At 58.2% G+C, this 24,405-nt stretch carries 21 protein-coding genes and 1 tRNA gene; 11 read left to right on the forward strand and 11 right to left on the reverse strand.

The genetic code is table 11. The features are described from left to right. The first annotated feature begins 66 nt into the window (after window positions 1–66). The 3 genes from GS605_RS01315 (at window position 67) to GS605_RS01325 (ending at window position 4,491) form a co-directional block, all read left to right on the forward strand. Complete coding sequence (locus GS605_RS01315; protein ID WP_171630751.1) at window positions 67–1,476, forward strand: FAD-binding oxidoreductase; 1,410 nt, start codon at window positions 67–69, stop codon at window positions 1,474–1,476. A gap of 86 nt (window positions 1,477–1,562) precedes the next feature. Then, the gene (locus GS605_RS01320; protein ID WP_171630753.1) at window positions 1,563–1,841 is read left to right on the forward strand and encodes a hypothetical protein; all 279 of its coding nucleotides are present in this window, start codon (window positions 1,563–1,565) and stop codon (window positions 1,839–1,841) included. 142 nt (window positions 1,842–1,983) lie between these two features. Continuing rightward, entirely contained in the window at window positions 1,984–4,491 is a 2,508-nt protein-coding gene (locus GS605_RS01325) for an FAD-dependent oxidoreductase (RefSeq protein WP_171630755.1), read from the forward strand. Window positions 4,492–4,534: 43 nt separating this feature from the next. On the opposite strand, the gene GS605_RS01330 is transcribed toward GS605_RS01325, so the two are convergent. The 3 genes from GS605_RS01330 to GS605_RS01340 all read right to left on the reverse strand — a co-directional run bounded on the left by GS605_RS01330 (window position 4,535) and on the right by GS605_RS01340 (window position 6,666). After that, window positions 4,535–4,870, reverse strand: a complete 336-nt coding sequence (locus GS605_RS01330; protein WP_152458825.1) for a carboxymuconolactone decarboxylase family protein — start codon at window positions 4,868–4,870, stop codon at window positions 4,535–4,537. Between the two features lie 72 nt (window positions 4,871–4,942). Continuing rightward, on the reverse strand, window positions 4,943–5,596 hold the full coding sequence (locus GS605_RS01335) for a DUF938 domain-containing protein (RefSeq protein ID WP_171722839.1): 654 nt from the start codon (window positions 5,594–5,596) through the stop codon (window positions 4,943–4,945). Beyond that, window positions 5,593–6,666: an FAD-binding oxidoreductase gene (locus tag GS605_RS01340; RefSeq protein WP_171722840.1), complete on the reverse strand. Its 1,074-nt coding sequence runs from the start codon at window positions 6,664–6,666 to the stop codon at window positions 5,593–5,595. The genes GS605_RS01335 and GS605_RS01340 overlap by 4 nt, the downstream gene beginning before the upstream one ends. 186 nt (window positions 6,667–6,852) lie before the next feature. Here GS605_RS01340 and GS605_RS01345 point away from each other — a divergent pair, with 186 nt between their 5' ends. Together GS605_RS01345 and GS605_RS01350 are read left to right on the forward strand one after the other, a co-directional pair. Then, a complete protein-coding gene (locus tag GS605_RS01345) occupies window positions 6,853–7,257 on the forward strand; it encodes a hypothetical protein (protein ID WP_253283249.1) in 405 nt (134 codons plus the stop codon). Beyond that, window positions 7,254–8,486: an HlyD family secretion protein gene (locus GS605_RS01350; protein WP_171630763.1), complete on the forward strand. Its 1,233-nt coding sequence runs from the start codon at window positions 7,254–7,256 to the stop codon at window positions 8,484–8,486. The genes GS605_RS01345 and GS605_RS01350 overlap by 4 nt, the downstream gene beginning before the upstream one ends. Window positions 8,487–8,546: 60 nt before the next feature. Here the strand turns inward: GS605_RS01350 and GS605_RS01355 are convergent, their stop codons facing one another. The 7 genes from GS605_RS01355 to GS605_RS01385 all read right to left on the reverse strand — a co-directional run bounded on the left by GS605_RS01355 (window position 8,547) and on the right by GS605_RS01385 (window position 16,400). Beyond that, window positions 8,547–9,692 (reverse strand): iron-containing alcohol dehydrogenase, encoded by a 1,146-nt coding sequence (locus GS605_RS01355; RefSeq protein ID WP_171722841.1) that lies wholly within the window; start codon window positions 9,690–9,692, stop codon window positions 8,547–8,549. A gap of 67 nt (window positions 9,693–9,759) precedes the next feature. After that, window positions 9,760–11,142: an aldehyde dehydrogenase family protein gene (locus tag GS605_RS01360; protein ID WP_171722842.1), complete on the reverse strand. Its 1,383-nt coding sequence runs from the start codon at window positions 11,140–11,142 to the stop codon at window positions 9,760–9,762. Between the two features lie 94 nt (window positions 11,143–11,236). Further along, a complete protein-coding gene (locus GS605_RS01365) occupies window positions 11,237–12,589 on the reverse strand; it encodes a glutamine synthetase family protein (protein ID WP_171722843.1) in 1,353 nt (450 codons plus the stop codon). A 90-nt stretch (window positions 12,590–12,679) separates the two neighbouring features. After that, on the reverse strand, window positions 12,680–13,711 hold the full coding sequence (locus GS605_RS01370) for a TRAP transporter substrate-binding protein (protein ID WP_170343589.1): 1,032 nt from the start codon (window positions 13,709–13,711) through the stop codon (window positions 12,680–12,682). Window positions 13,712–13,778: 67 nt separating this feature from the next. Beyond that, on the reverse strand, window positions 13,779–15,104 hold the full coding sequence (locus GS605_RS01375) for a TRAP transporter large permease subunit (protein ID WP_171205339.1): 1,326 nt from the start codon (window positions 15,102–15,104) through the stop codon (window positions 13,779–13,781). Further along, window positions 15,104–15,622, reverse strand: coding sequence for a TRAP transporter small permease subunit (locus GS605_RS01380; RefSeq protein ID WP_152458809.1), 519 nt, complete (start codon window positions 15,620–15,622; stop codon window positions 15,104–15,106). Before GS605_RS01380 ends, GS605_RS01375 begins: the two co-directional genes overlap by 1 nt. A gap of 16 nt (window positions 15,623–15,638) precedes the next feature. Further along, window positions 15,639–16,400: an N-formylglutamate amidohydrolase gene (locus tag GS605_RS01385; protein ID WP_253283229.1), complete on the reverse strand. Its 762-nt coding sequence runs from the start codon at window positions 16,398–16,400 to the stop codon at window positions 15,639–15,641. Window positions 16,401–16,527: 127 nt separating this feature from the next. Here GS605_RS01385 and GS605_RS01390 point away from each other — a divergent pair, with 127 nt between their 5' ends. From GS605_RS01390 to GS605_RS01415, 6 genes are all read left to right on the forward strand, one after another. After that, window positions 16,528–17,400 carry a MurR/RpiR family transcriptional regulator gene (locus GS605_RS01390; protein ID WP_171630773.1) on the forward strand — a complete coding sequence of 291 codons (873 nt, stop codon included), beginning with the start codon at window positions 16,528–16,530 and terminating at the stop codon, window positions 17,398–17,400. A gap of 93 nt (window positions 17,401–17,493) precedes the next feature. Continuing rightward, a tRNA-Gly gene (locus GS605_RS01395) sits at window positions 17,494–17,567 on the forward strand. 129 nt (window positions 17,568–17,696) lie between these two features. Continuing rightward, window positions 17,697–19,517 (forward strand): ABC transporter transmembrane domain-containing protein, encoded by a 1,821-nt coding sequence (locus GS605_RS01400; protein WP_171722845.1) that lies wholly within the window; start codon window positions 17,697–17,699, stop codon window positions 19,515–19,517. A 160-nt stretch (window positions 19,518–19,677) separates the two neighbouring features. Further along, on the forward strand, window positions 19,678–21,567 hold the full coding sequence (locus tag GS605_RS01405; RefSeq protein ID WP_171722846.1) for an acyl-CoA synthetase: 1,890 nt from the start codon (window positions 19,678–19,680) through the stop codon (window positions 21,565–21,567). Between the two features lie 12 nt (window positions 21,568–21,579). Then, the gene (locus tag GS605_RS01410) at window positions 21,580–22,503 is read left to right on the forward strand and encodes an alpha/beta hydrolase (RefSeq protein WP_171722847.1); all 924 of its coding nucleotides are present in this window, start codon (window positions 21,580–21,582) and stop codon (window positions 22,501–22,503) included. Between the two features lie 98 nt (window positions 22,504–22,601). Further along, window positions 22,602–23,405: a methyltransferase domain-containing protein gene (locus GS605_RS01415; RefSeq protein ID WP_171722848.1), complete on the forward strand. Its 804-nt coding sequence runs from the start codon at window positions 22,602–22,604 to the stop codon at window positions 23,403–23,405. Between the two features lie 23 nt (window positions 23,406–23,428). On the opposite strand, the gene GS605_RS01420 is transcribed toward GS605_RS01415, so the two are convergent. Beyond that, window positions 23,429–24,265 carry an alkaline phosphatase family protein gene (locus tag GS605_RS01420; protein ID WP_171722849.1) on the reverse strand — a complete coding sequence of 279 codons (837 nt, stop codon included), beginning with the start codon at window positions 24,263–24,265 and terminating at the stop codon, window positions 23,429–23,431. Between the last annotated feature and the right edge of the window lie 140 nt (window positions 24,266–24,405).

Raw genomic sequence — 24,405 nt, forward strand, 5'->3', positions numbered from 1 at the left:
CGTTTGGCGGGCCATTTAGTGATGGACTGAACGGCCCGCAACGTGCTGGGACAGGGGAGGATGACGATGGTGCAGGCGACCGCTTTGCCTCGGAATGAAACAGGTATTGAAACCGTCATAGGCGTTCTGAAACAACGTTTTGGCGACAGGTTGCAAACGGGTACCGCGATCCGTGAACAGCACGGGCACACCACGACCTGGATCGAAAACCAGAGCCCGGATGCTGTGGTTTTCCCGCATACTACGCAGGACGTGTCGGAAATTGTCAAAACCTGTGCCGCGCACCGGGTGCCGGTGATTCCCTTTGGCACGGGAACGTCGCTGGAAGGGCATGTGAATGCGCCAGCAGGGGGGATCTCGGTCGATCTGATGCAGATGGACAAGGTGCTGGCTGTCCACGCCGAAGATCTGGATTGTGTCGTGCAGCCCGGCGTCACGCGCGAGGCGCTGAACACCCATTTGCGGGATCAGGGTTTGTTCTTTCCGATTGACCCGGGGGCGAATGCCTCGCTGGGCGGTATGGCTGCGACCCGCGCGTCGGGCACCAATGCGGTGCGATACGGAACGATGCGGGACAACGTTCTCAGCCTCGAGGCGGTGATGCCGGACGGCCAGATCATCCGTACCGGTCACAGGGCCAAGAAGTCATCGGCCGGGTATGATCTGGCACGCCTTCTGATTGGGGCGGAAGGCACGTTGGGTATCATCACCGAGCTGACTCTGCGCTTGCAGGGCATCCCCGAAGCGATCAGCTCGGCCAGGTGTTCCTTTCCTTCGGTCGATGCCGCGTGCCGCGCGGTGATGATGACCATTCAGTATGGCATTCCGGTCGCCCGAATAGAGTTGCTGGATGAAATGTCGGTTCAGGCGGCAAACGCCTATTCCGGGCTGAGCCTGCCGGAAACGCCATTGCTGCTGCTGGAATTCCATGGCTCTGAAAGCGGTGCGGCGGAACAGGCTGAAACCTTTGGTCAGATCGCCCGGGAATTCGGCGGTACAGATTTTGCTGCGACCTCGACCACCGAAGAACGGAACAAGCTTTGGCAGGCGCGCCATGATATGTATTGGGCATGTCTGCAACTGCGCCCCGGCGCGCGTGGTATTTCAACGGATGTCTGCGTGCCGATCTCGCGCCTGGCGGAGTGTGTGACAAGCACTCAGCAGAAGGCAGCTGATCTTGGCTTGCTCGCGCCAATGGTGGGGCATGTGGGGGATGGGAACTTTCACTCGCTTCTTTTGATCGACATGCAGAACGCCGAAGAAGTCGCCAAGGCCGAAGAGTTTGTCGGGTGGTTGAACGACCTGGCAATTTCAATGGAGGGCACCTGTACAGGTGAACACGGAATCGGTCAGGGCAAGCGGCCATACCTCATCAAGGAACTGGGCGCCGCCACGCAGTATATGGCCGCAATCAAGGCTGCTTTGGACCCCGAGAACATCATGAATCCCGGCAAGGTTTTGGCGGGCCAATCCTAGCGGTTTTCGCGTTCTGGCCGGCATTGCGCCTTCAAATCGTCCACATGTTCTGGTCTCACCGACTCGGTTAGGAACAGGTGGCCGACATGAGCGCAAAATATCTGGCAGGGTTTGCAGCGATCTGCGGGATCGCCGTTGTTGGGCTGGACTATTATCAGCAGGCCAAGGCATCCGAAAACGGGCTGGGCTTCAAAGGTTATGTTACCTCGGTATCCGCGCGTGTCGGGATTTCGGAAAGTCGGCTTGAAGCTGATGCCCAACCTTCACAGCCCGAGGAACCTGCGGCGAAGACACCGTCAGAGGAAGTTCGGAAACTTGTCTGCACCACGATCGGGACAAGCAAGCGCTGTCGCTCCAGCGGTTGAGATCACGGGTTTCATGTCAGATCTGCGACCCGCATTCGATCATCGGGTCGTTTTTTTCATATCACTGGTCGGATGAATGTCGCGCGATCCCCCTCAAGTGCGCCATATGGTGTCAACTGATTTCAAGGGGAGACGCCCGGTTATGAAAACCCAAGTCAAAGCACTGGTTGTTGGCGGCGGCGCCGTTGGGACCTCGATTGCCTACCATCTGGCCAAAGCGGGCTGGGATGATGTGATGTTGATCGAACGGGACGAGCTGACGTCCGGGTCCACCTGGCACGCGGCTGGTCTGCTGCCATTGTTCAACATGTCCTATGCGACAACTCACATCCACAAGTACTCGGTCGACTTCTACAAGACGCTGGAAGAAGAAACCGGGCTGAACGCGGGCTTTGCCGTCGTCGGCAACCTGCGCATGGCACAGACGCAGGAGCGCATGGATGAGTACATGCTCTACGCCTCCACCGCCGAAACCTGCGATGTTGCCTATGAGTGGCTGACCCCCGAGCAGATCAAGGAACGTTGGCCGTTGATCGAGACATCGGATCTGAAGGGCGCAATCTACCATACCGAAGACGGGTATATTAACCCGGCTGATGTGACGCAGGCGATGGCCAAGGGGGCCCGTCAGCGTGGCGTCGAGATCGTGCGCAAGATGCAGGCGGATGCCTTCCACTGGAACGGCACCCATTGGGAAGTCACCTGCACCAAAATGGTGGAAAAAGGCGGCAACCTTGTCGAAAGCGACGAAAAGGTTGTGATCACTGCCGAACATGTCGTCACTGCATCGGGCAACCACGCACAGCGCACCGCCAAGATGCTGGGCATCAAGATGCCGGCGATCCCGGTCGAACACACGTTTATCGTCATGGACAAGGACCCTGAACTGGTCAAATGGCGCGAAGCAGGCAACCCGGAACACCCCGTCGTGCGCGACGCCGACAATGAATCCTACGCCCGTGAAGAACGCGGCGGCTGGATTCTGGGTATCTATGAACATGGCGCCCCCGCGCGGTTTGAACACGGTGTACCGGACAGCTTCCGCGCGGATCTGTTCCCGCTGGATTTGGATCGGATTGCGGATCAGTACATGGCGATGGCCGAACGTGTGCCGTCCTGTGCTGAATCCGGCCTGAAAGACGATTTCAACGGCCCGATCTGCTATACGCCTGACGGCAACCCGCTGGTCGGTCCTGCGCCGGGCCTGCGCAACATGTGGCTGGCCGAAGGTTTCAGCTTTGGTATCACTGCCGCAGGCGGCACCGGCTATTATCTGGCGCAGATGATGGTCGATGGCGAAGCCGAAATCGATATGGCCTCGCTGGACCCCAAACGCTATTCCAGCAACTGGATGACCACCGAGTTCGCGGCCCGCAAGAACGAAGAGTGCTATGAGCACGTCTATATCCTGCACCACCCGGACGAAGAGCGTGAAGCCTGCCGTCCGCTGCGGACCGTTCCGGCCTACGACCGTCAGAAAGCGCGCGGTGCCCAGTTCGGCTGGGTCAACGGCTGGGAACGTCCGAACTACTTCGGCCCTGTCGATGCGCCCGAGAACTTCGACAAAGAAGCACGCTCGTTCCGTCGTGGCGGCTGGTGGCAATATGCCGTCGAAGAAGCCAAGGCGATCCGCGAAGGCGTCGGCCTGATCGACGCATCGGCCTTCACCAAGCACGTCGTCAAAGGCCCCGGTGCGACTCAGTTCCTGGATTGGTTCACCTGCAACAAGCTGCCCAAGGTTGGTCGTATCAACCTGACCTACGCGCTGACATCGCACGGCACCACCCGCACCGAATACACCATCGTCCGCAATGGCGAGAACAACTATTACCTCGTCTCTGCCGGTGCCTGGACCGAGTACGACGCCGATTATCTGCGCAAGGCGGCCGAGGACAAGATGGAGGAGTTCGGATATATCGAGATCCAGGACGTGACCACGCAATGGGGTGTTTTCGCCATCGCCGGACCCAAGTCGCGTGACGTTCTGAAAGAGGTCATCAAAGATGCCGATCCGGAAACCGCACTGTCCAACAAGCGCTTCCCTTGGCTTTCGGCGCGCCAGATCGAACTGGGCATGTGCCCGGTCAACGCGATCCGCGTGGCCTATACCGGTGAGCTGGGTTGGGAACTGCACCACCCGATCGAGATGCAGAACTACCTGTTCGACCTGCTTGAAAAGGCCGGTGAGAAGCATGGTATGAAGCTGGTTGGCGCGCGAGCCCAGAACTGGCTGCGTCAGGAGAAATCCTATCGCGCATTCGGCACCGAACTGGGCCGCGACGCGACTCCGCTGGAAGCCGACCTGCCGCGTTTTGTCGACCTGTCCAAGGACTTCTACGGTAAGGCCAAGCTGGAAGAGACCGGCGTGCGCGTCAAATGCTGCACCCTGCTGATCGACGGACCGGACGATGCCGATCCGTGGGGCCGCGAGGCGCTGTACACACCAGAAGGTGAGCGCGTGGGTCGATTGACCTCGGGCGGCTACTCGGTGGCGTTCGAGAAATCCATTGGCATGGGTTACGTGAAGCCCGAAATGGCGGTCGAAGGCACCAAGCTGCAGGTCAAAATTCAGGACAAGCTGTGGGATGCGGTCGTCACCTGCGACAGCCCCTACGATCCGAAAAACGAAACCATCCGCAAGGACGGTTGATCTAAGAAAGGCCCCGAAAATCTTCGGGGCCTTTTCTTTTTTGTCATCCAGACAGTTCGTCGAAGCATTCCAGCGCCTTGGCCGCGTACATCATGGCTGGGCCGCCGCCCATCTGGATCGCCATGGCCAACACGTCGGACACTTCTTCCCGGGTCGCACCGGCCTTGATCAAAGCTTCGGTGTGCAGGGTGATGCAGGGTTCGCATCGCAGGGTGACTGACATGCCCAACGCAATGAATTCCTTGGTCTTGTAGTCGAGCGTCCCGCCCTCTTTGACGGCTTTGCCAAGCGCTCCGAATGCGCGTGTCGTATCGGGAATGGATCCGTTCAGGTTTCGCAAACTCTTTCGTGTTGCCGAGAGTTTTTCTTGCCATGCCATTGCTGAGTGCCCTTCTTCATATCTGGCAACTGGAATATGAATTGGGTTGCGGCTGTTTGACTTTGATCTCGATCAGACGTCAGGGCGTTCGGCAATGAACGCTAGATTGTTGGCAGGCATTTCGACCGGTGCCAACGCGAGCAGGCCGACGTTTTCGAACAAATTCAGAATGTCCACGTCGTTTTTATAGCCGATTTCCGGGTCTTGCTTAATCAAAGCCTTATGAAAGCGGACATCCCCGTCACTGGTGAGTTGGCCCGAGCGTTTGAACGGGCCGTACAAGATAAACCGCCCCTTTGGTGACAGGGATTGTGCGACTTCTGAAATGATGGTTTTGGTTTCCTGCCAACTGATCAAGTGAATCAAGTTTATCAAAACGATCAGATCCTGGCCGTAAAACCGCCTGTGCCAGCCTGATGTCGCTGCATCCAGTTCTGCGACCGGCGCGACATTGGGTAGGTTGCGGGTATAGGCATCGATACTCACGCGCCGCTCAGGGTCAACTTCCGAAGGCTGCCAGGTCAGCCCGGGCAGCACTTCGGCGAAGGCCCTGACATGCTGACCAGTCCCGCTTGCGATTTCCAATGCGTGGCCCTGGGGCGGGCCCCATTCTTGCAACACAGCACACAGGGCGTCCGTGTTCCGGGATGCTGCCGGGGCCACCAGCTTGCCATCTTCAGACGCATTGGCGACGCTTGCAGACGAGGGGAGGCTGCGTTTGATCATCGTTCCAGCCTGTCAGGGGTCAACATGCCTATTATGTCAGGTTCTAGCTCGGGTGTGTTTCCGACAACAAGATCGCACAGCAGTTGCGAGGCCGCCGGTGAGGTTTGAAAACCATACCCGCCCTGGCCGCCACACCAGACAAACGAAGGGTCCAGCGGGTCGCGCCCAAGCACCAAGGTCCCGTCTGGGGCAAAACTGCGCAATCCTGCCCAATTCGTTTCAACTCTTGTGACGGGCTCGGTCATCAGCTCCTCATACCGTGCCAGACCTTCTGCCAGCACCATATCATCGGCATAAGCATCCTGTGGCGCAACCGGATCGGCTTCGGATGGTGAAACCAGCAACTTGCCCGCATCCGGTTTGGCGTACCATGTTTCGCCGGCGCCCAGCATCATCGGCCAGATGGAAACGTCATGCCCTCCGGGGGCGGGAAGACGCGCCATCGACCGACGGCGAGGTGTGAGGCCGATACCGGGCAGCCCCGCAAGCTGTGCAACCTCATCCACCCAGGCCCCTGCTGCGTTGATCAGAGTGCGGGCTTCAAAGATCTCACCGGCCTCAACCACCCAGTGCTTTTCTTTTCGAATGCCGGTGACTCTGCTTTTCGTCGAAACCGTTCCATCGTTTTGCCGGATGGTCCGGGCGAAATCCTGCAACAGGCGATCCGTATCGATGTCAAAGGCCGCTTCGCTGATGGCTGCAAACCCGACCTTGTCCGGATCCAGAATCGGAACGCGCGATATCGCCTGATCCATCGGTATTTTCACCATGTTCAGATCGGCGCAATCGGCTTCGAACATGTCGGGCTGGTCAATTGCCCCGACCAGCATCAATCCGCGCGGGGTCAGGTAACCGCCATTCTGCGTATGAAGAAAGGCAGCCCCCGCTTTGTTCAATGCGACGACCGAAGGCGGTCCATAGCTTTCTTCGAACAACGCCGCTGACCGGCCCGAGGCGTGATAGCCCAGGGCATCTTCCGCTTCCAGAACCATCACGGTTCCGTGCTGCGACAGGCGCGCACCGGCGCTCAGCCCGGCGATGCCGCCTCCGATTATCAGGAAATCAATCATGACTTGCGATCCATCCTGTACAGAGACGCTACAGGTTCCTTGAGTTTCATGCTGACGCCAAAGCTCCTCATTCGCCACGCGTTTGGTTTTCCGGACTATAAGCAGCCTTGAAATTGTGCTTCAACCCGGTCAAAGAAGTATCAAAATAAACAGGAGGGTAAGGTGACCGCAGCAGACGTTCATCCAATGGCCACAGGGCATATTCCAGGATATGTTGTCGCAGCTGACGGAAGCGATTACCTTTTCTCCGCCATGGTCGTTTTTTTCGTCGTTCTGGTGGTGCTGATCGGTGTCGGATACCTGACGCTGCATTCGGTTCCTGAAAAAATGGCCCACGAAAACAATCACCCGCAATTTCAGTTGGTGGGTATTCTGGCGCTGCTGGCGCTATTTACCCATAATGGGCTTTTCTGGGTTGCTGCAATATTGGTCGCAGGGTTTCAGTTTCCGGATTTTGCCACCCCGCTTCGAAACATTGCCGATGCCATTCGTTCTCTGGGTCGGTCACCTGTTCTGGAACCAGTGCCTGAAACAACGGTGCCAGCATCGTCAGAATCCAAACCCAGCGACGCGCAGGAGCAAGCCATATGATCGAGACCATGCTCTGCGCCCTGATAACGGTGCTGCCCGACTATCTGTTCCGCCGTTTTGTACAGGGCAAGCGGATCGGTCACGAGATTACCTTGTTCACCATGTGGTACGAACTGCGCTGGGGTTTGACCACCTGTGCCATTCTGGCGCTGACCGTCATTACCACACTGTTTTATTTTCATCCGGCCAGCAAAACCGCGGCATCCTATTTCCGAACGGTGACCATTCTGCCGCAATTGGGCGGTCGTGTTTCCGAGGTTTTCGTCAAGAACAACGAACTGGTAACCGCAGGACAACCGATTTTCCGGATCGAGGATTTCAGCCAGACTGCTCAGGTTCAGGCGGCAAATGCGCAGATTGCACAGGTGCAGGCCTCGCTTAAGGTTGCGGAAACCGATTTGGCCGAGGCGGAAGCTGGAATTGCAGGTGCCAAGGCAGCGCTTGCGCAGTCTCTGGAGGATCTTGAGCGCAACACAACCTTGCGAGATGAGGGTTCAAGCGCCGTAAGACTGGCCGAGATTGAGAGGCTGGAAAACCTTGTCGCCGAGCGAGAGGCCCAGGTTCTTGCAGCGGAATCCAAACGTGCTGCGGTTGAGCAGCAGATCGAAGAACTGATCCCCGCGCAGCTGGCCAGTGCCATTGCGCAACTGGATGCTGCGCAGACCGAGTTGGACAAGACGGTGATCACCGCGGGCGTCACAGGGCGGGTCGAACAGTTCGGCCTTCAGGTCGGTGACTACGTAAGCCCATTGTTGCGCCCCGCGGGCATTCTTGTGCCATCGCACACAGGGCATGATCGTTTTCAGGCCGCTTTCAACCAGCTCTCTGCCCAGGTTATCAAGCCGGGCATGATTGGTGAATTGGGCTGCATGACAAAGCCATTCACCGTGATCCCCACCGTGGTGGTCGAGGTGCAGGATGTCATCCCGTCGGGCCAGATCCGCCCATCGGACGAATTGCGGGACGTGCAGACCAACAACAATCCGGGCTCGATTCTGGTCTATATGGAGCCGCTATACAAAGGTATGGCCGATGACATTCCGCCGGGCAGCAATTGTCTGGCCAATGTCTACACAGACAACCACGAGCGGCTGGAGCACGAGGATCTGGGCTTTTGGGAGGCGGCCTTTCTGCACGTGGTCGACACGATCGGCGTGGTACATGCCGCGGGTCTGCGCCTGCGTTTGATCCTGATGCCGGTGAACACTCTGGTTTTGACCGGGCATTGATCTTATCTTGGCAATCTGAACGCGAAGGGCCCGGCAAGTTTCGCCGGGCCCTTTGGTTTCTTACAGCGCTGCTTTGAACAGCTGCGTCAGGTTGTCTTTCGTCAACTCAATCGGGTTGCCGCCGCATGACGGATCGATGATCGCCCCTTCGACAAGCTCTGGGATAGAAGCTTCGGTCACACCCAGGTCGGACAATGTGCGGGGGATGCCAAGGCTGTCGTTGAAATTCTGCACGAAGGCGCGGAAACCATCGAAGCCGCCGTCGATGCCCAGATATGCCGCAGCTTGCTGAAACCGGTCTGCAATGGCCGGGGCGTTGAAGTCCAGCACAGCGGGCATGCAGACCGCGTTCGTGGTGCCATGATGGGTGTTGAATACCGCGCCAATTGGGTGGCTCATCGCGTGGATCGCGCCAAGGCCCTTTTGGAAAGCCGTTGCGCCCATGGCAGCGGCGCTCATCATCTGGGCGCGGGCCTCGATATCGGTGCCGTCTGCATAAGCACGGGGCAAATACTCTTTCACCAGTCGCATACCCTCCAGCGCGATGCCCTGGCTCATCGGGTGATAATGTGGGCTCGAGAAGGCTTCGACGCAATGCGCGAAGGCGTCCAGGCCTGTTCCTGCCGTGATGAACTTGGGCATCCCGACGGTCAGCTCCGGGTCGCAAATCACCACGGTTGGCAGAACCTTGGGATGAAAGATGATCTTTTTGGCATGGGTCTTGGAATTGGTGATGACGCTCGCGCGGCCCACTTCCGATCCTGTCCCTGCGGTGGTCGGAACGGCAATGATTGGCGCGATCGCGTTGGCATCGGCTCGTGTCCACCAGTCGCCGATATCCTCGAAATCCCAAACGGGGCGCGTCTGACCGGCCATGAAAGCGACCATCTTGCCCAGATCCAGCCCAGAGCCGCCGCCAAAGGCGATCACCCCGTCATGGCCACCTGCGTTATAGGCCGCAACTCCGGCTTCAAGGTTCTTTTCATTCGGGTTGGGGTCCACATCGCTGAACAGGCCGCGGCCCAGTCCGGCGGCTTCCATGATGTCCAGTGTCGAGCCGGTGATGGGCAGATCGGCCAGCCCCTTGTCCGTGACCAGCAATGGTTTCTTCATTCCGGCGGCGGCGCAGGCTTCGGGCAATTCCCTGATGCGCCCGGCTCCGAATTTGATGGCGGTCGGATAGGACCAGTTTCCAACAAGTGTCATGTCAGGTTTCCTTTGCAAAATAAGGCCTGCTTCGGCGAGGGGGTGGGTCCGAAGCAGGCCGTCGTCCTTAGCCCGTTACCTTTTTGAGGTGGTAGGATTTGGGACGTGTCAGGTTGTGATATCCGATGACGGACAGACCGCCGCCGCGCCCGGTATTCTTGCAGCCCGTCCAGCACAGGCCGGGATCCAGATAATCGGCGCGGTTCATGAACACGGTCCCCGTTTCGATCCGGTCACCCACCCGCGCCGCACGATCCACATCGCGGGTCCACAGGCTGGCAGTCAGGCCAAACTCACTGTCATTCATCAAGGCGATGGCCTCCTCATCCGAGGACACTTTCATGATGCCCACCACGGGCCCAAAGCTTTCGTCCCGCATCACGCGCATGTCATGAGTGACATTGGTCAGGATTTGCGGTGTCAGGTACGCGCCACCGTCGTCTTCAGCAAAGGTGTCGATATGCGCGACCGCACCGGCTGCAACCGCCTCGGCGATCTGGGCTCGCACCTCATCGGCAAACCGCACATTGGCCATCGGGCCAATCGTTGTCTCGGCATCCAACGGGTTGCCCAGCTTGTAACCCTTCACGATGTCCACCGCCTTGGCGACAAAGTCATCATAAAGGCTCTCGTGAACATAGATCCGCTCGATTCCGCAACAACATTGGCCCGAATTGAACATCGCACCGTCAATCAGCGTGTCGACCGCGGCATCCAGGTCGGCGTCATCCATGACATAGCCGGGATCCTTGCCGCCCAGCTCGGTGCCGACGCCGGTAAACGTGCCCGCCGCGGCACGTTCCATCGCCCGACCGCCGCCGACTGATCCGGTGAAGTTCACGAAATCAAATGCGTTGCCCGCGATCAGGTCGTTGGTCACGTCATGGCTCAGGAACACATTCTGGAATACGTCCTCGGGCACACCTGCCGACTGGAACGCCTTTGCCATGCGCTCGCCCACCAGCAGCGTCTGTGTCGCGTGTTTCAGGACGACCGTGTTGCCCGCGATCAGCGCCGGTGCGACCGTGTTGATCGCCGTCATATAGGGATAGTTCCAGGGCGCCACCACAAAGACCACCCCATGAGGAATGCGCTTGATGTAGCGTTTGAACGTTTCGTCTTCGCCGACGGCGATATCTGCCAGGGACGTCTCGGCAATCTCCGCCATATGGCTGGCACGTTCGTTGAATCCACCGAACTCGCCGCCATAACGCACTGGGCGACCCATCATATGGGCCAGTTCCGGCACGATCTCATCGTTCATGGCGCCAACGGCGGCCACACCCGCCATCACAAGATCGATCCGCTCCTGCAACGGACGAGCTGCCCATTTCGCCTGAGCAGCCCGAGCACGCGCCGCGGCCCCGAACGCGGCCTCTCGCGACAACACTTCACGTTCGGCATAAACCGATCCGTCGATCGGCGAGACACATTTCAACATCTGCCCCATTTTCACTCCATTTCCGAAAGAAACAGGATCCCTGCTTCATCTGGCCCAAAATATCCCGGGGGTCTGGGGGCAGAGCCCCCAGCGTGACCCGACCTCACGCCCGCTCGAACCCGCGGGCAATTTCCCAATCCGTGACCACGCGTTCGAACTCCTCGATCTCAACCTCTGCGGCACGGGTATAGTGGTCGACGACGTCATCGCCCATGGCCGCGCGCAACATGACCGATCCGTGCAGCGCATCCCGCGCCGCACGAAGGTTGCCCGGGATCATGGCAGTCTCACCCTGATAAACGTCGCCCTTGGTCGGCGGTTGCAGATCCAGCCCTTCCTCGATGCCCGCGACCCCTGCCGCCAGCATGCCAGCCATCGCCAGATAGGGGTTCATATCTGAGCCCGGAATTCGGCACTCGACGCGTACGGCCTTGGTGCCGTCACCGCACAGGCGGAACCCGGCGGTGCGGTTGTCCACAGACCAGATGATCCGCGTTGGCGCGAAGGTGCCTTTCATGAAGCGTTTGTAACTGTTGATGTAAGGTGCCATGAAATAAGTGTAATCAGGGGCATATTTCAGCAGCCCAGCCATATAGCTTTTCATCAGCGCCGACATGCCCAGATCGTCCCCGGCGTCATAGAAGGCAGGCTGTCCATCCGCCCACAGTGACTGGTGCACGTGGGACGAGCTGCCGACTTTCTCATGGTGCCATTTCGGCAGGAACGTCGCTGCGTGACCATGTTGCCACGCGATCTCTTTCACAGCGTTCTTGGCGATCGAATGATACTCGGCCGTTTCCATCGCGGGCGCGTATTTGATGTTCAGCTCTTCCTGTCCGGTCTCGGCCTCACCTTTGGAGTTCTCAACCGGAATGCCCGCATCCCACAGATGGTTGCGGATCGGACGCATCACATGCTCTTCCTTGGTGGTCTGAAGGATGTGATAGTCTTCGTTATAGCCCGAGATCGGCTCCAGATCCCGAAATCCTTCCTTGCGGATCTGGTCAAAGCTTTTCTCGAACAGGAAAAACTCAAGCTCGGTCGCCGTCATGGCGTCATAACCCATGGCTTTCAAACGGCTGACCTGTTTTTTCAGGATTGAACGCGGCGCGTGCGGCACTTCCTCGTGCGTGTGATGATCCAGCACGTCACACATCACCATCACCGTGCCTTCAAGCCACGGCACCGGGCGCAGGGTGCTGAGGTCCGGTTTCATGACATAATCGCCATAGCCCCGTTCCCAACTGGTCGAGGCATAGCCATCGGGTGTCGCCATCTCCAGATCGGTGGCCAGAAGGTAGTTGCAGCAATGGGTCTCTTCCCATGCGCCAGCCACGAAATGGCCCGCGTGAAAACGCTTGCCCATCAACCGGCCCTGCATGTCCACCATGCAGACCAAAACCGTATCAACCGAACCTTCGGATACCTGCGTTTTCAGATGTTCGAACGTGAGCATGTGCCACCTTTGTCTTTGCCGAAATCCTTCATCGGCCATTCGTTCTGTCAGACCCGCCCCCATGCAAGGGGCGGGTCGCTTGGCCAATTCTTAGCCGTAGCGGTAGGGCCGTCCAGCCTTGAGCATGTCGGCGTTGTACTGTTTGAAGATTTCAACAACCTTCGCCTTGGTTTCGGATTCGGCTGCGATCTCGTCCCAGAAGGCAACGGCAGCGGCTTCGACGGTTGCCCATTCTTCGTCCGGAATCGACGTCAGCTGCATCTTGTCTCCGTTGACGCGCAGGCTGGCTTCGCCGCCCCAGTACCACCACTGACGATAATAGTGTGACTGATCGGTGCAGACGCGGAACAGGGTCTGCAAATCTTCGGGCAGCTCGTTCCAGCGATCCATGTTGGCAAAGAACGAACCGGCCCAGGCGCCCGAGATGTTGTTGGTCAGGAAGTAGTTGGTCACATCCGCCCAGCCGACTGTGTAGTCTTCGGTGATGCCGGACCACGCGATGCCGTCCAGCTCTCCGGTTTGAACCGCGACTTCGATGTCTTCCCAGGGCAGGGTGACCGGCACAACGCCGAACTGAGACAGGAAGCGGCCCGCGGTCGGGAAGGTAAACACACGTTTGCCCTGAAGGTCCGCCAGGCTGTTGATCGGGTCCTTCGTTGCAAAGTGGCACGGGTCCCAGGCACCGGCCGAGATGTGCTTGACGCCGACTTTCGAGTATTCCTCGTCCCAGATCTCGTTCAGCCCGTACTGGTTGAACAGAACCGGCACGTCCAGCGAGTAGCGCGAGGCAAAGGGGAAATAGCCGCCGAACACGGTGACCTCGGTGGGCGACGCCATCGAGTCATCATCCGACTGCACGGCATCAATCGTGCCGCGCTGCATGGCGCGGAACAGCTCGCCCGTCGGAACCAGCTGGTCGGCATAGAACAGCTCGATCTGCATCCGGTCTCCGGCGATCGTGTTGAACATCTTGATGGCCGGGTCGATCACGTGTTCGGCCAGCGCCGGGCCGGCATAGGTCTGCATCCGCCATCTGATGGTCGATTGCGCCAGTGCAGGCGTCGCCAGAGCAGCGGCGGGAGCGGCCGCAGCACCTTTCAGAAATGTACGTCTGTTCGTCATTCTCTCTCTCCGTTGGTCAGTTTCGATTGTGCGGGGATTGCCCGCGAAGCCCCGGTTTGATCCGGGATCATTTGTTGTAGATGTATTCAGGCAGCCACAGCGCGATCTGCGGGAATGTCATGATGATCGCCAGCGCCAGCGTCATCACCATCACGAAGGGCAGGATCGAACCGTAGATGTCGCGCAGCGATATCTCTGGCGGCGCCATCGCGCGCATCAGGAACAGGTTGTAGCCGAAGGGCGGCGTCATATAGGCGATCTGGGTGGTGATCGTGTACAGAACCCCATACCAGATCAGGTCGAACCCCAATGCACCCACGAGCGGCACGTACAAAGGCGCGACGATCACCAGCATGGCCGTATCGTCCAGAAACGTGCCCATCAGAATAAAGCTGAGCTGCATCAAGATCAGGATCACCCACGGGTTGAGGCCCAGCCGTTCGGTAAACAGGTTCTCGATTGCCCGAACGGCGCCCAAACCGTCGAAAACAGCGCCAAAGGCAAGCGCAGCCAGAATGATCCACATGAACATACAGGTGATGCCCAGCGTTGACCGTACAGACGTCTCGAAAACCTCACGTGTCATACGGCCCTTGAGGATGGCCGCGGCGAACGCCGTCAACGCACCGATGGCCGAGCTTTCAACAAGCGAGGTCCAGCCGTTGACGAAGGGCACCATCATCGCGGCAAAAATACCCAGGGGCAGCAGGCCCGCGCGCAACAGGCGCAGTTTCTCTGCCATGGGCACGTCGCGCTCCTCGGCTGACAAGGCGGGCCCTAACGCCGGGTTGATGCGGCAGCGGATCACGATGTAAAGGATGAACATTGCGGCCATCATCAGCCCGGGAAGCAGCCCTGCAAGCCAGAGCTGCCCGACAGGCTGGCGCGCGATCATCGCGTAAAGAACCAGCACGACGGAGGGTGGCACAAGAATACCTAATGACGATCCGGCTTGTATCACCCCGGTCACCATTTTCTTGTCATAGCCGCGTTTCAGAAGTTCCGGCAGCGCAATGGTCGCGCCGATGGCCATGCCTGCGACACTCAGCCCGTTCATGGCCGAGATCAGCACCATAAGACCGATCGTGCCAATCGCGAGCCCACCGTTCAGGCCGCCCATCCAGACGTGGAACATCTTGTACAGATCGTCTGCAATTTTGGATTCGGCCAGAACATAGCCCATGAAGATGAACATCGGCAGGGTCAGCAGCGGGTACCATTTCATCAGCTTCATGGCGGCCGAAAAGCCAATGTCATAGCCGCCGCGATCCCCCCACAGAAACAGGGCGGCCATCACGGCGACAAATCCAATCGCGCCAAAAACGCGCTGCCCGGTCAGCAGCATCAACATCATGGTCGAAAACATCAGGATGGCGATCAATTCGTAAGACATCAGATCACCTCGCGCGGGATGTCATCGCCCCTGAGGCGCAGAATATCTTTGAACAGTTCCGAGATCGCCTGAAGCAACATCAGGAACAGACCCACGACCATGATGACCTTGATTGGCCACAGATATGGACGCCACGCGGTCGGGCTGCGTTCGCCATATTGCAGCGAATAGCTCAGAGAGTCGTATCCGCCGTAGATCATCACGCCCAGGTAGATGATTAGAAAAAGGACGGTGATCGCATCCGTCCACGCGCGACGACGGTCGGACCATTCGCCGTACAGAAGGTCCATGCGGACGTTGGACCCCATCTGGATCGAATAGGGGCCGCCCAGAATGTAATAGGCGACCATTGCGAACTGGGCCATTTCCAGGGTCCAAAGCGATGGCAGGAAAAAGGTTTTTGAAATCGAGGACCAGAGCAGAATGCCCATCATGACGAAGATGCCGTACATGACGAAGCGTCCGATCCAGCGGTTCGTGCGGTCAATGACCGCCACATATCCCCGCATGAAATTCATCCCGATACCTCTGCTCTCATGGTTTCGCCTCTGCGTGCGATAAGTCTTGGATGACCGATTGCAGAATTGGCGTCAGCAATCCCGCAATGCGGTTCACGCCGTCTGCTGTGTCGATCAGATCGTTTCGAACTTCGATCATGACATTTGGAAGCCCGCGCCGGACCGCGTGTTCGCGCAACGTGTGCGTGACGCCATCCGTGGCCGAGTAAGGTTCGTTCAAAGCCACGCGCAATCCCGAGCTTTCCGCGTGGCTCAGCATCAGCTGTGCGGCGCGGTCGTCTTCGTCATGAAGAATCCCCAGCTCCACCGTTCGGGGGGTTCCCTTGTAGACGGGCGTGAAACTGTGGATCGTGATGACAACCGGAGGTTCGGGCCGTTCGTCCAAAGTGGATGAAACCAGTGTTTTGAAAGGTTCATACACGTCGCGAACCCGCTGGGCGCGCTGAGCATCTGTTAGGTTCATGTTTCCGGGAATGGAAAACACTTCGCTGACCTGCGGCATGGCATCGTCGCGTTCGGGCGGGCGGTTGCAGTCATAAACAAGGCGACTGACGCGCGAGTGGACCAGCGGCGCATCCAAAGCGCCCATCAGCTCCACCGACAGGTCCAGCGCGCCGATGTCCCAGGCCGCGTGAGAGCTGGCCGCCGCCTCATCCAGCCCCAATCCATCCAGCGCGGCCGGAATAAACCGGCTTGCATGTTCGCATATCAGCACGGCAGGCGCGCAACCGTGCGCATTGAGCAAGCGGGCTGCCGGGGCTTCGGTCGGCAAAAGCAATGATGACTCGGTCTCGTGACACATAGGTAGCATTTGTTACAGCAACTTCTCACCTGTCAAGAAAATTTCTGTAGACAAAATTTCAAACGAACATATTCTGTAACAAATTCAAGAAACGAGGGCGCCGATGGCCACCGTTGCCAAACTTGTCAAACAGCGGATTCAGGATGAACTGGACGATCTGACACGGTCTGAACGTCAATTGGCCTCGGTCCTGTTGCAGGATTATCCCATGGCCGGTTTGCAATCGATCACCAAGCTGGCCGCTGCGGCGCAGGTTTCGACCCCGACCGTCATTCGCATGGCGCGCAAGCTTGGGTTTGACGGGTTCCCCGACTTGCAGGATGCGCTGCGCGAAGAGGTTGCGGCGCAGATCAAAAAGCCGATCTCGAAACGGGACGCCTGGGTTGTGGATGATGAGGCAGAACATCCGACAACGCGCTTTGCCCAGGCCGTATGGACCAACATGCGCCACACGCTGGAACGTTTGGACAAAGAGATGTTCGATGCCGTCGCGCGTCTTTTGGCCGAGACAGAGCGCCATCTTTATGTCGTTGGTGGCCGCATCACGCGGTCAAATGCGGATTATCTGTTCAATCACATGCAGATCATCCGGCCCAACGTGACGATGCTGGGCAATTCGGCGAATGTCTGGCCGCAATACCTTTTGGATATGGATAAATCATCCGTTCTGGTGATCTTCGACATCCGCCGCTACGAGGCGCATCTGGAGAAGCTGGCACAGGTTGCCTCGGGCCGCGGCGTCACCGTTGTTCTGTTTACGGACCAATGGGGATCGCCGATCGGAAAGACCGCCAATTATTCCTTCCACGCATTGGTCGAGGCGCCATCCAGTTGGGATTCGACCATTGCCTTGCAGTTGATCTCGGAAACGCTGATTGCCGAAGTGCAGGAGGCGCGTTGGGAAGAAAGCAAGGAGCGGATCGAAGAACTGGAGCGGTTCTTTTCCTCGACCCGGATATTTCGCAATCAGGACTGACGGGCCGAGCCGTGTCGGAAAAATTGCGCCACTAAATTTGCCACTTCCGGCTTGACGATCCCGAAAGCATGACTTAACCAGCGCAAACCATTTGCGGGTATAGCTTAATGGTAAAGCCCCTGCCTTCCAAGCAGGCTATGTCGGTTCGATTCCGTCTACCCGCTCCACGCCTTCCCTGAAATTCTGCGTCAAATGGCCCTTTCGACCTGCCGATTGCGGTTGTGATGCTTGACCATACCTGCCGCTACCTCCAAGAAAGCGGTCACTCAGTACGGTTCAGGACACAAGGGCCAGACATGGCAAGACAAGCCGCCAGCAAGCCAACGCATATCGCCGCGCCCGGAGCTTCCGAGGAACGCGCCCGTTCAAAGAAGATTGGGGTTCTGGCCTCGCTTTGGCCGTTCATGAAACCCTACAAATTCCTGATGATCGGCGCGACGCTGGCGTTGATTCTGACGGCCAGCATGACCCTCACGCTGCCATTGGCGGTGCGGCGCGTGGTCGACAATTTCCGAATTCAGGATGGAGAGCTTCTGGATTGGTATTTTCTGGCCGCGCTGGTCATCGCTGCCGTTCTGGCCGTGGGCACCGGTATTCGGTATGCGCTTGTGACCCGTCTGGGCGAACGGGTGGTGGCCGATATCCGCAAGGCGGTGTTTGATCGGGTCATCGGTATGAGCCCGGAATTCTATGAGCGAATCATGACCGGAGAGGTGCTGAGCCGGATCACCACTGACACGACGCTGATCCAATCTGTTCTCGGCTCGTCCGTGTCCATTGCCCTGCGAAACATGCTGATGTTCATTGGCGGACTGGTTTTGATGCTGCTGACATCCGCCAAGCTGACCGGGCTGGTGTTGTTGCTGATCCCAGTGGTCATCGTGCCGATCCTTGTACTTGGTCGCCGTCTGCGCGTGATCAGCCGCGAGAATCAGGACTGGATCGCGGCGTCCTCGGGCAATGCGGGCGAGGCGCTGGGGGCGGTACAGACCGTGCAGGCCTTTACCCATGAACAGGCCAGCCGGAGGCAATTCGGCGAGATGACGGAAACCTCGTACAGAGTTTCTCTGCGCCGTATTCAAACCCGCGCGGTGCTGACCGTCATCGTAATTTTTCTGGTCTTTTCCGGCATTGTCGGCGTTCTGTGGATGGGTGCCAATGACGTACGCAATGGCGTGATGACCGAAGGTGTTCTGATCCAGTTCGTCATCTATTCGATCATCATGGCGGGTTCGGTCGCCGCCCTGTCCGAAATCTGGAGCGAACTTCAGCGTGCCGCGGGGGCCACCGAACGTCTGGTCGAGCTACTGCATGCAGAAGATACCGTGACCGACCCTGCCAATCCCAAAGCGCTTCCCAAGAACATTCAGGGCGAAATCCGGTTTGAAGATGTCAGCTTCCGCTATCCCGCGCGGCCCGATACGGTTGCACTGGATCATCTGTCGCTTCTGGTGAAACCTGGCGAGACGGTCGCATTCGTCGGGCCATCCGGGGCGGGAAAAACAACCGTGATCCAACTGATCCAACGGTTCTATGATCCGAACTCGGGCCGCGTGACGCTGGACGGTCTTGATCTGCGCGACATCAACCGGTCTGATTTCCGCCGCCACATGGCTCTGGTGCCTCAGGATCCTGTGATCTTTGCCGCATCCGCGCGGGAAAACATCCGCTTTGGCCGTCTGGACGCCTCGGATGCAGAAGTTGAGGCCGCCGCGCGGGCCGCTGCCGCGCATGATTTTATCGCGGCCTTGCCGCAAGGATATGACAGCTTTGTCGGCGAACGCGGTGTCATGCTGTCTGGGGGGCAGAAGCAGCGTATTGCCATTGCCCGCGCAATCCTGCGCGACGCGCCGGTTCTACTGCTGGACGAGGCGACTTCGGCGCTGGATGCGGAAAGCGAACGCGCAGTGCAGGGCGCGGTGGACAAGATGCGCGCCGGCCGCACGACCCTAATCGTCGCGCACAGATTGGCGACGGTTAAGAAAGCCGACCGCATCGTCGTGCTGGAGGAAGGCCGCATCGTGGCACAAGGCCGCCATGAGGATCTGGTGTCTCAGGACGGGCTGTATGCACGCCTTGCCCGGTTGCAGTTCACCGATGGTGTCGCCGCAGAATAAGAGTGACGCTCCGGCACTTGCGAATTCGCCGTAGCGTCATTCTACATTTTACTCCCCTTGAAGGCTAAGGCCTCGCTTGCGCGAGGTTCGTTTTGCTTCCATCTTGGTTGCGAACAACAAGCCCGCGCAAAACGCGGGAGAATAATACGGGAGGAACCACATGGCCTTTGTGGGTTTGGAAGACAAGAAGCGCATGGAACAGGAAATGCCGTGGGAGGATCGGGATTTGCCTGTCACCTTCCACCAGCTTTTGTCGCGCACCGCAGGGAAGTTCCCCAACCACAATGCCATGAGCTTCCAACTGTTCTCGGGCCCGACGGACAAGGCCGAGACCCTGACCTGGTCGCAACTTCTGGCTCAGGTCAACCAGGCGGCGAACCTGTTCCGCTCGCTGGGTGTGGGTGAAAAGGACGTGGTCGCCTATGTGCTGCCCAACTGCAACGAGACACTGGTCACGATGATGGGCGGCGCGGTTGCGGGGATCGTGAACCCGATCAACCCCTTGCTTGAACCGGAACAGATTGCCGCGATCCTGCGCGAGACCGGTGCCAAGGTCGTGGTGACGCTGAAATCTTTTCCGAAAACAGATGTCGCGCAGAAGGTCGAAGAGGCGGTGCGCCACGCACCCAAGGTCAATACCATTCTGGAAATCGACCTGAATCGGTATCTGACCCCGCCCAAATCATGGCTGGTGCCGTTCCTGCGCCCCAAGATGGGCGACAAGGAAAAGCTTGCCCATGCGGATTACAAGAACTTCCACACGGAACTGGCCAAGCAACCGACGAAGCTGACGTTTGAAGACAGCAAGGAAGATCGTGTCGCCTGTTATTTCCATACCGGCGGTACCACGGGTATGCCGAAGGTGGCGCAGCACAAGTATTCCGGCCTGATCTACAACGGCTGGTTGGGGAACACGCTTCTGTTTGACGAAAACGACGTCATCATGTGCCCGCTGCCCATGTTCCACGTTTTTGCGGTGCATGTGATTGTGATGGCGGCCGTATCATCCGGTGCCCATGTGGTTTTCCCGACGCCACAGGGATATCGCGGCGACGGGGTGTTCGACAATTTCTGGAAGCTGATCGAGCGTTGGAAGGTGAGCTTCATCATCACCGTGCCAACCGCGATTTCAGCCAAGATGCAGCGCCCGGTCGATGCCGATATCTCAAGCGTAAAAACGGCCTTCTCGGGCTCGGCTCCGCTGCCCGTGGAACTGTTCCGCCGCTTTGAAGAAGCGACCGGCGTCACCATTGTCGAAGGATACGGTCTGACAGAGGCCACGTGTCTGGTTTCGTGCAACCCGGTGGATGGTGAGAAAAAGATTGGATCGATCGGTATTCCGTTCCCCTATACAGACGTCAAGATCTTGCAGGATGGGCCAGATGGACCGACCGAGTGCGACACTGATCAAATCGGTGAGATCTGCATCTCGAACCCTGGTGTCTATGCGGGCAATACTTACACTGAGGCCGACAAGAACGTTAACCTGTATCACTTCGACAAGTACCTGCGCACGGGCGATCTGGGGCGCTTCGACGAAGATGGATATCTGTGGATCACCGGTCGCGCCAAGGACCTGATCATTCGTGGCGGTCACAACATCGACCCTGCCGAGATCGAAGAGGCTTTGCTGGGTCACGAGGCCGTTGCTTTTGCCGGTGCCATCGGCCAGCCGGATGCGCATTCCGGTGAAGTTCCCTGCGCCTTTGTCGAGCTGGTCGAGGGCGCGTCTGTCACCGAGAAAGAGCTGATGGATTACTGCAAGGTTCACGTGCATGAACGCGCGGCGCAACCCAAGCACATGACCATTCTGGATGAGCTGCCCAAAACGGCCGTTGGCAAGGTGTTCAAGCCTGATCTGCGGAAACAGGCCATCACTCGTATCTACAACGGTGCCCTCGAGGATGCCGGTTTGGCGGCGCGAGTGGTTTCTGTCATTGATGATAAGAAACGCGGCCTCGTCGCGCAGCTTGACGCGAACGGATCTTCGGAAGACGATGTTGCAAAAGTGCTGGGCGTATACACCCGGCCATGGGAGTGGTCTGAATAAGCCGGAGGGACAATGGACTATGAACGCCTGATCGACGAAGAAACCTGGGCGTTCATACGTCGCACGGCCGAAAGCTATCCCGATGACGCTGTCGAGCTGTCGATCGAGGATCAGCGCCGTTTCTATGACACCATGTGTCAGGACTTTCGCCAACCACGCCCGGCTGGCGTGGAAACAGAAGACCGGGCGGCCGATGGTGTTCCGGTTCGAATTTACTCTGCCGGGCAACCAACCCGAACCGTCATCTATTTTCATGGTGGCGGTTTCGTTGTTGGTGGTCTGGAAAGTCACGACGATGTTTGCGCTGAATTATGCGCCCAAACCGGGTATCGGGTCGTCGCCGTCGATTACCGGCTGTGCCCTGAACATGTGCACCCGGCACAGTTTGACGACTGTTGGAGCGCTGCGAACTGGGCCGCAAACGAATTCGGAGACCCTTTGATTTTGGCCGGTGACAGCGCCGGTGGAAATCTGGCTGCTGCTGTATCCCACTACGCGCGCGGGCGTTTGGACGGGATTCTTGGGCAGGTGCTGATCTATCCGGGCCTCGGAGGGGACCGCAGTCAGGGGTCCTACCAGGAACATGCCCAGGCCCCCTTGCTGACGCTGGACGAAATCAGGTTCTATGAAACCATCCGATGCGCGGGCGATCCGCCCCAGGGCGATCCGACCTATGCGCCATTGCAGGACAGTGACTATTCAAACCTGCCACCGACCGTGGTTGTAACGGCTGATTGCGATCCGCTGCGTGACGACGGGCAAGTTTATTGCAGTCGGATCAATGCGGCGGGCGGGCAGGCCCACTGGATCAATGAATTCGGTCTTGTGCACGGATATCTGCGCGCACGAACTGCGGTGAAACGTGCGGCCGACAGTTTTGAGCGTATTTCGGTTGCGATAGAAGCGCTGGGGCAGGGGATCTGGTCCTACGACTGATGCAGTGAATTGAAGGCTCAGGTCCTTTTGGGGCCTGTATGCCGAAAACCGGCTGGCTGTGGTAAGCTCACTCAAAATTTCCGAGGAGATCTTACCTTATGGCCGACCCCTTTCAGAACGTCGATGCCGCAGGGCCGGAATTCATCAAGCTGTTTGCGGATTCGATGGACCAGCGGCAAGCGGACCCGACGATGGAACAGATCGTTGCCGCGTATCTGGGTCACCTGAACGTCACGGATGCATCGACGGTTGTTGAGGTTGGCGCCGGTGCAGGCGCCGTTACACGTCGCATCGCATCACACTGCCACCCGGCGAACGTCATAGGTTTCGAGCCTTCGCAAGGATTTGTCTCGGAAGCCAGCACTCGGGCCAAAGAGCATTCGAACCTGACTTTCAAGGTTGCCGACGGTGCCGCGCTTCCGCTGGAGGATGATGCCGTCGATGCGGTCATCATGCACACGGTGCTCACGCATGTAGAAGACCCCAAATCGTTGGTTGCCGAGGCCTTCAGAGTGCTGAAACCCGATGGGATCTTGATCGTCTGTGACGCTGATTTCTCAAAAGCGACCTTCAGTGCTTTTCCGAATGATCCACTGGATATGTGTGCAAAGGAATTTGTACGCGAGTTTGTGACCGATCCTTTTGTCGTCGCAAAACTCAGGTCAATGATTTCCGATGCCGGACTTTCCGTGCAACATTTCGACGTGCAGAGCAGAGTTGTCTCGACACCCGAGCAGATGTTGCCTTGGGTCGACCTGACCACCAAGCAAATGTACGAGCGGGGTGATATCGGAAAAGAACTGGCAGAGGGGCTCGTAGCCGAGCACGAAAGACGTGCTCGAAACGGGTCACTTTATGGATATCAGGTGTTTGCGACAGTGGTGGCTGCGAAGGCCGCATAAGTGACCCCGAAGCTGCGTGCGCATTACCGCAGAAACGGTTCGGCCTTCATTGTCTCAGCAATGGGGGCACCCATTCGGCTCAGGATGGTCGGGGCCAATTGCAACTGGCTTATGACGGTATCTGCGTCTGGCCCTTCGGCGTCGCCGAAATAGTACAGCGCCGTTTCCTGTTGCAGCGGGCCGCGCCCGCCGTGGTGCCCACGCTCGTCCTGGCCGTGATCCGCGGTGACGATCACTTCATATCCCAACTGGCGCCAGCGGGGGATGAAAGGGGCGAGCATTTCGTCGGCGACAAAGCAAGCGTGATCCATTTCTTCACAATCGTGGAAGAAACGGTGGCCCATACTGTCCAGCGTGCAGGTGTGCAGAATGCCATAGTCCAGCCCGAAACGCAGGCACAGATTGGTCAGAGTGGCATACAGGTCGACATCGGATGGCGTCATCTGGTTGGCTTTGCCATAGCCCGTCATGCTGTGAAAACGGCCATGGTTGATCGTCGCGCTTTCGGGTTCGTCATATTCGATGTCGCGGACGTAATCGAAGGGATGACGGTTGAAGAATTGCGACCAATAGCTGTGTGTGACCGCCCCGGTCACACCACCGGCTTCACGCACCTGGCTGAACACGTCCTTGTGGTTCAGCCGGAAGACGTTTCCATTTCCGGTGCAGCCATGCTCTTGCGGCGTCACGCCGGTGTGGATCGACGCATAGCAACTGGCCGATGTCGAGGGCAGCACGGCATGCAGTTTCCAGACGCGTGCTTCTCCGCTGTCGACCCAGCCTTCGAGATTGCCGAACAGGCGGCGAAAGTTGCGATAGGGGACTCCGTCCAGAATGATAAGGAGTAGCTTGCGGTCCATGTCGAGGCCCTTCGAGAGACATTGCATTCCGGCGACCCTAAGAGATTCGACGTCCTCGGGCTGCCACTTTGCGCCTCCAATAGCAAAATCCCGACACCTGTCTTCACACAAGGTGCCGGGATTTCAAACCTTCATCGAAA

Source organism: Ruegeria sp. HKCCD7559 (assembly GCF_013110575.1).
Taxonomy (GTDB): Bacteria; Pseudomonadota; Alphaproteobacteria; order Rhodobacterales; family Rhodobacteraceae; genus Ruegeria.

Coding starts and splice junctions, on each gene's coding strand:
- GS605_RS01315 (WP_171630751.1), top strand. CDS start 67: ATGGTGCAGGCGACCGCTTTGCCTCGGAATGAAACAGGTATTGAAACC.
- GS605_RS01320 (WP_171630753.1), top strand. CDS start 1,563: ATGAGCGCAAAATATCTGGCAGGGTTTGCAGCGATCTGCGGGATCGCC.
- GS605_RS01325 (WP_171630755.1), top strand. CDS start 1,984: ATGAAAACCCAAGTCAAAGCACTGGTTGTTGGCGGCGGCGCCGTTGGG.
- GS605_RS01330 (WP_152458825.1), bottom strand. CDS start 4,870: ATGGCATGGCAAGAAAAACTCTCGGCAACACGAAAGAGTTTGCGAAAC.
- GS605_RS01335 (WP_171722839.1), bottom strand. CDS start 5,596: ATGATCAAACGCAGCCTCCCCTCGTCTGCAAGCGTCGCCAATGCGTCT.
- GS605_RS01340 (WP_171722840.1), bottom strand. CDS start 6,666: ATGATTGATTTCCTGATAATCGGAGGCGGCATCGCCGGGCTGAGCGCC.
- GS605_RS01345 (WP_253283249.1), top strand. CDS start 6,853: ATGGCCACAGGGCATATTCCAGGATATGTTGTCGCAGCTGACGGAAGC.
- GS605_RS01350 (WP_171630763.1), top strand. CDS start 7,254: ATGATCGAGACCATGCTCTGCGCCCTGATAACGGTGCTGCCCGACTAT.
- GS605_RS01355 (WP_171722841.1), bottom strand. CDS start 9,692: ATGACACTTGTTGGAAACTGGTCCTATCCGACCGCCATCAAATTCGGA.
- GS605_RS01360 (WP_171722842.1), bottom strand. CDS start 11,142: ATGGGGCAGATGTTGAAATGTGTCTCGCCGATCGACGGATCGGTTTAT.
- GS605_RS01365 (WP_171722843.1), bottom strand. CDS start 12,589: ATGCTCACGTTCGAACATCTGAAAACGCAGGTATCCGAAGGTTCGGTT.
- GS605_RS01370 (WP_170343589.1), bottom strand. CDS start 13,711: ATGACGAACAGACGTACATTTCTGAAAGGTGCTGCGGCCGCTCCCGCC.
- GS605_RS01375 (WP_171205339.1), bottom strand. CDS start 15,104: ATGTCTTACGAATTGATCGCCATCCTGATGTTTTCGACCATGATGTTG.
- GS605_RS01380 (WP_152458809.1), bottom strand. CDS start 15,622: ATGAATTTCATGCGGGGATATGTGGCGGTCATTGACCGCACGAACCGC.
- GS605_RS01390 (WP_171630773.1), top strand. CDS start 16,528: ATGGCCACCGTTGCCAAACTTGTCAAACAGCGGATTCAGGATGAACTG.
- GS605_RS01400 (WP_171722845.1), top strand. CDS start 17,697: ATGGCAAGACAAGCCGCCAGCAAGCCAACGCATATCGCCGCGCCCGGA.
- GS605_RS01405 (WP_171722846.1), top strand. CDS start 19,678: ATGGCCTTTGTGGGTTTGGAAGACAAGAAGCGCATGGAACAGGAAATG.
- GS605_RS01410 (WP_171722847.1), top strand. CDS start 21,580: ATGGACTATGAACGCCTGATCGACGAAGAAACCTGGGCGTTCATACGT.
- GS605_RS01415 (WP_171722848.1), top strand. CDS start 22,602: ATGGCCGACCCCTTTCAGAACGTCGATGCCGCAGGGCCGGAATTCATC.
- GS605_RS01420 (WP_171722849.1), bottom strand. CDS start 24,265: ATGGACCGCAAGCTACTCCTTATCATTCTGGACGGAGTCCCCTATCGC.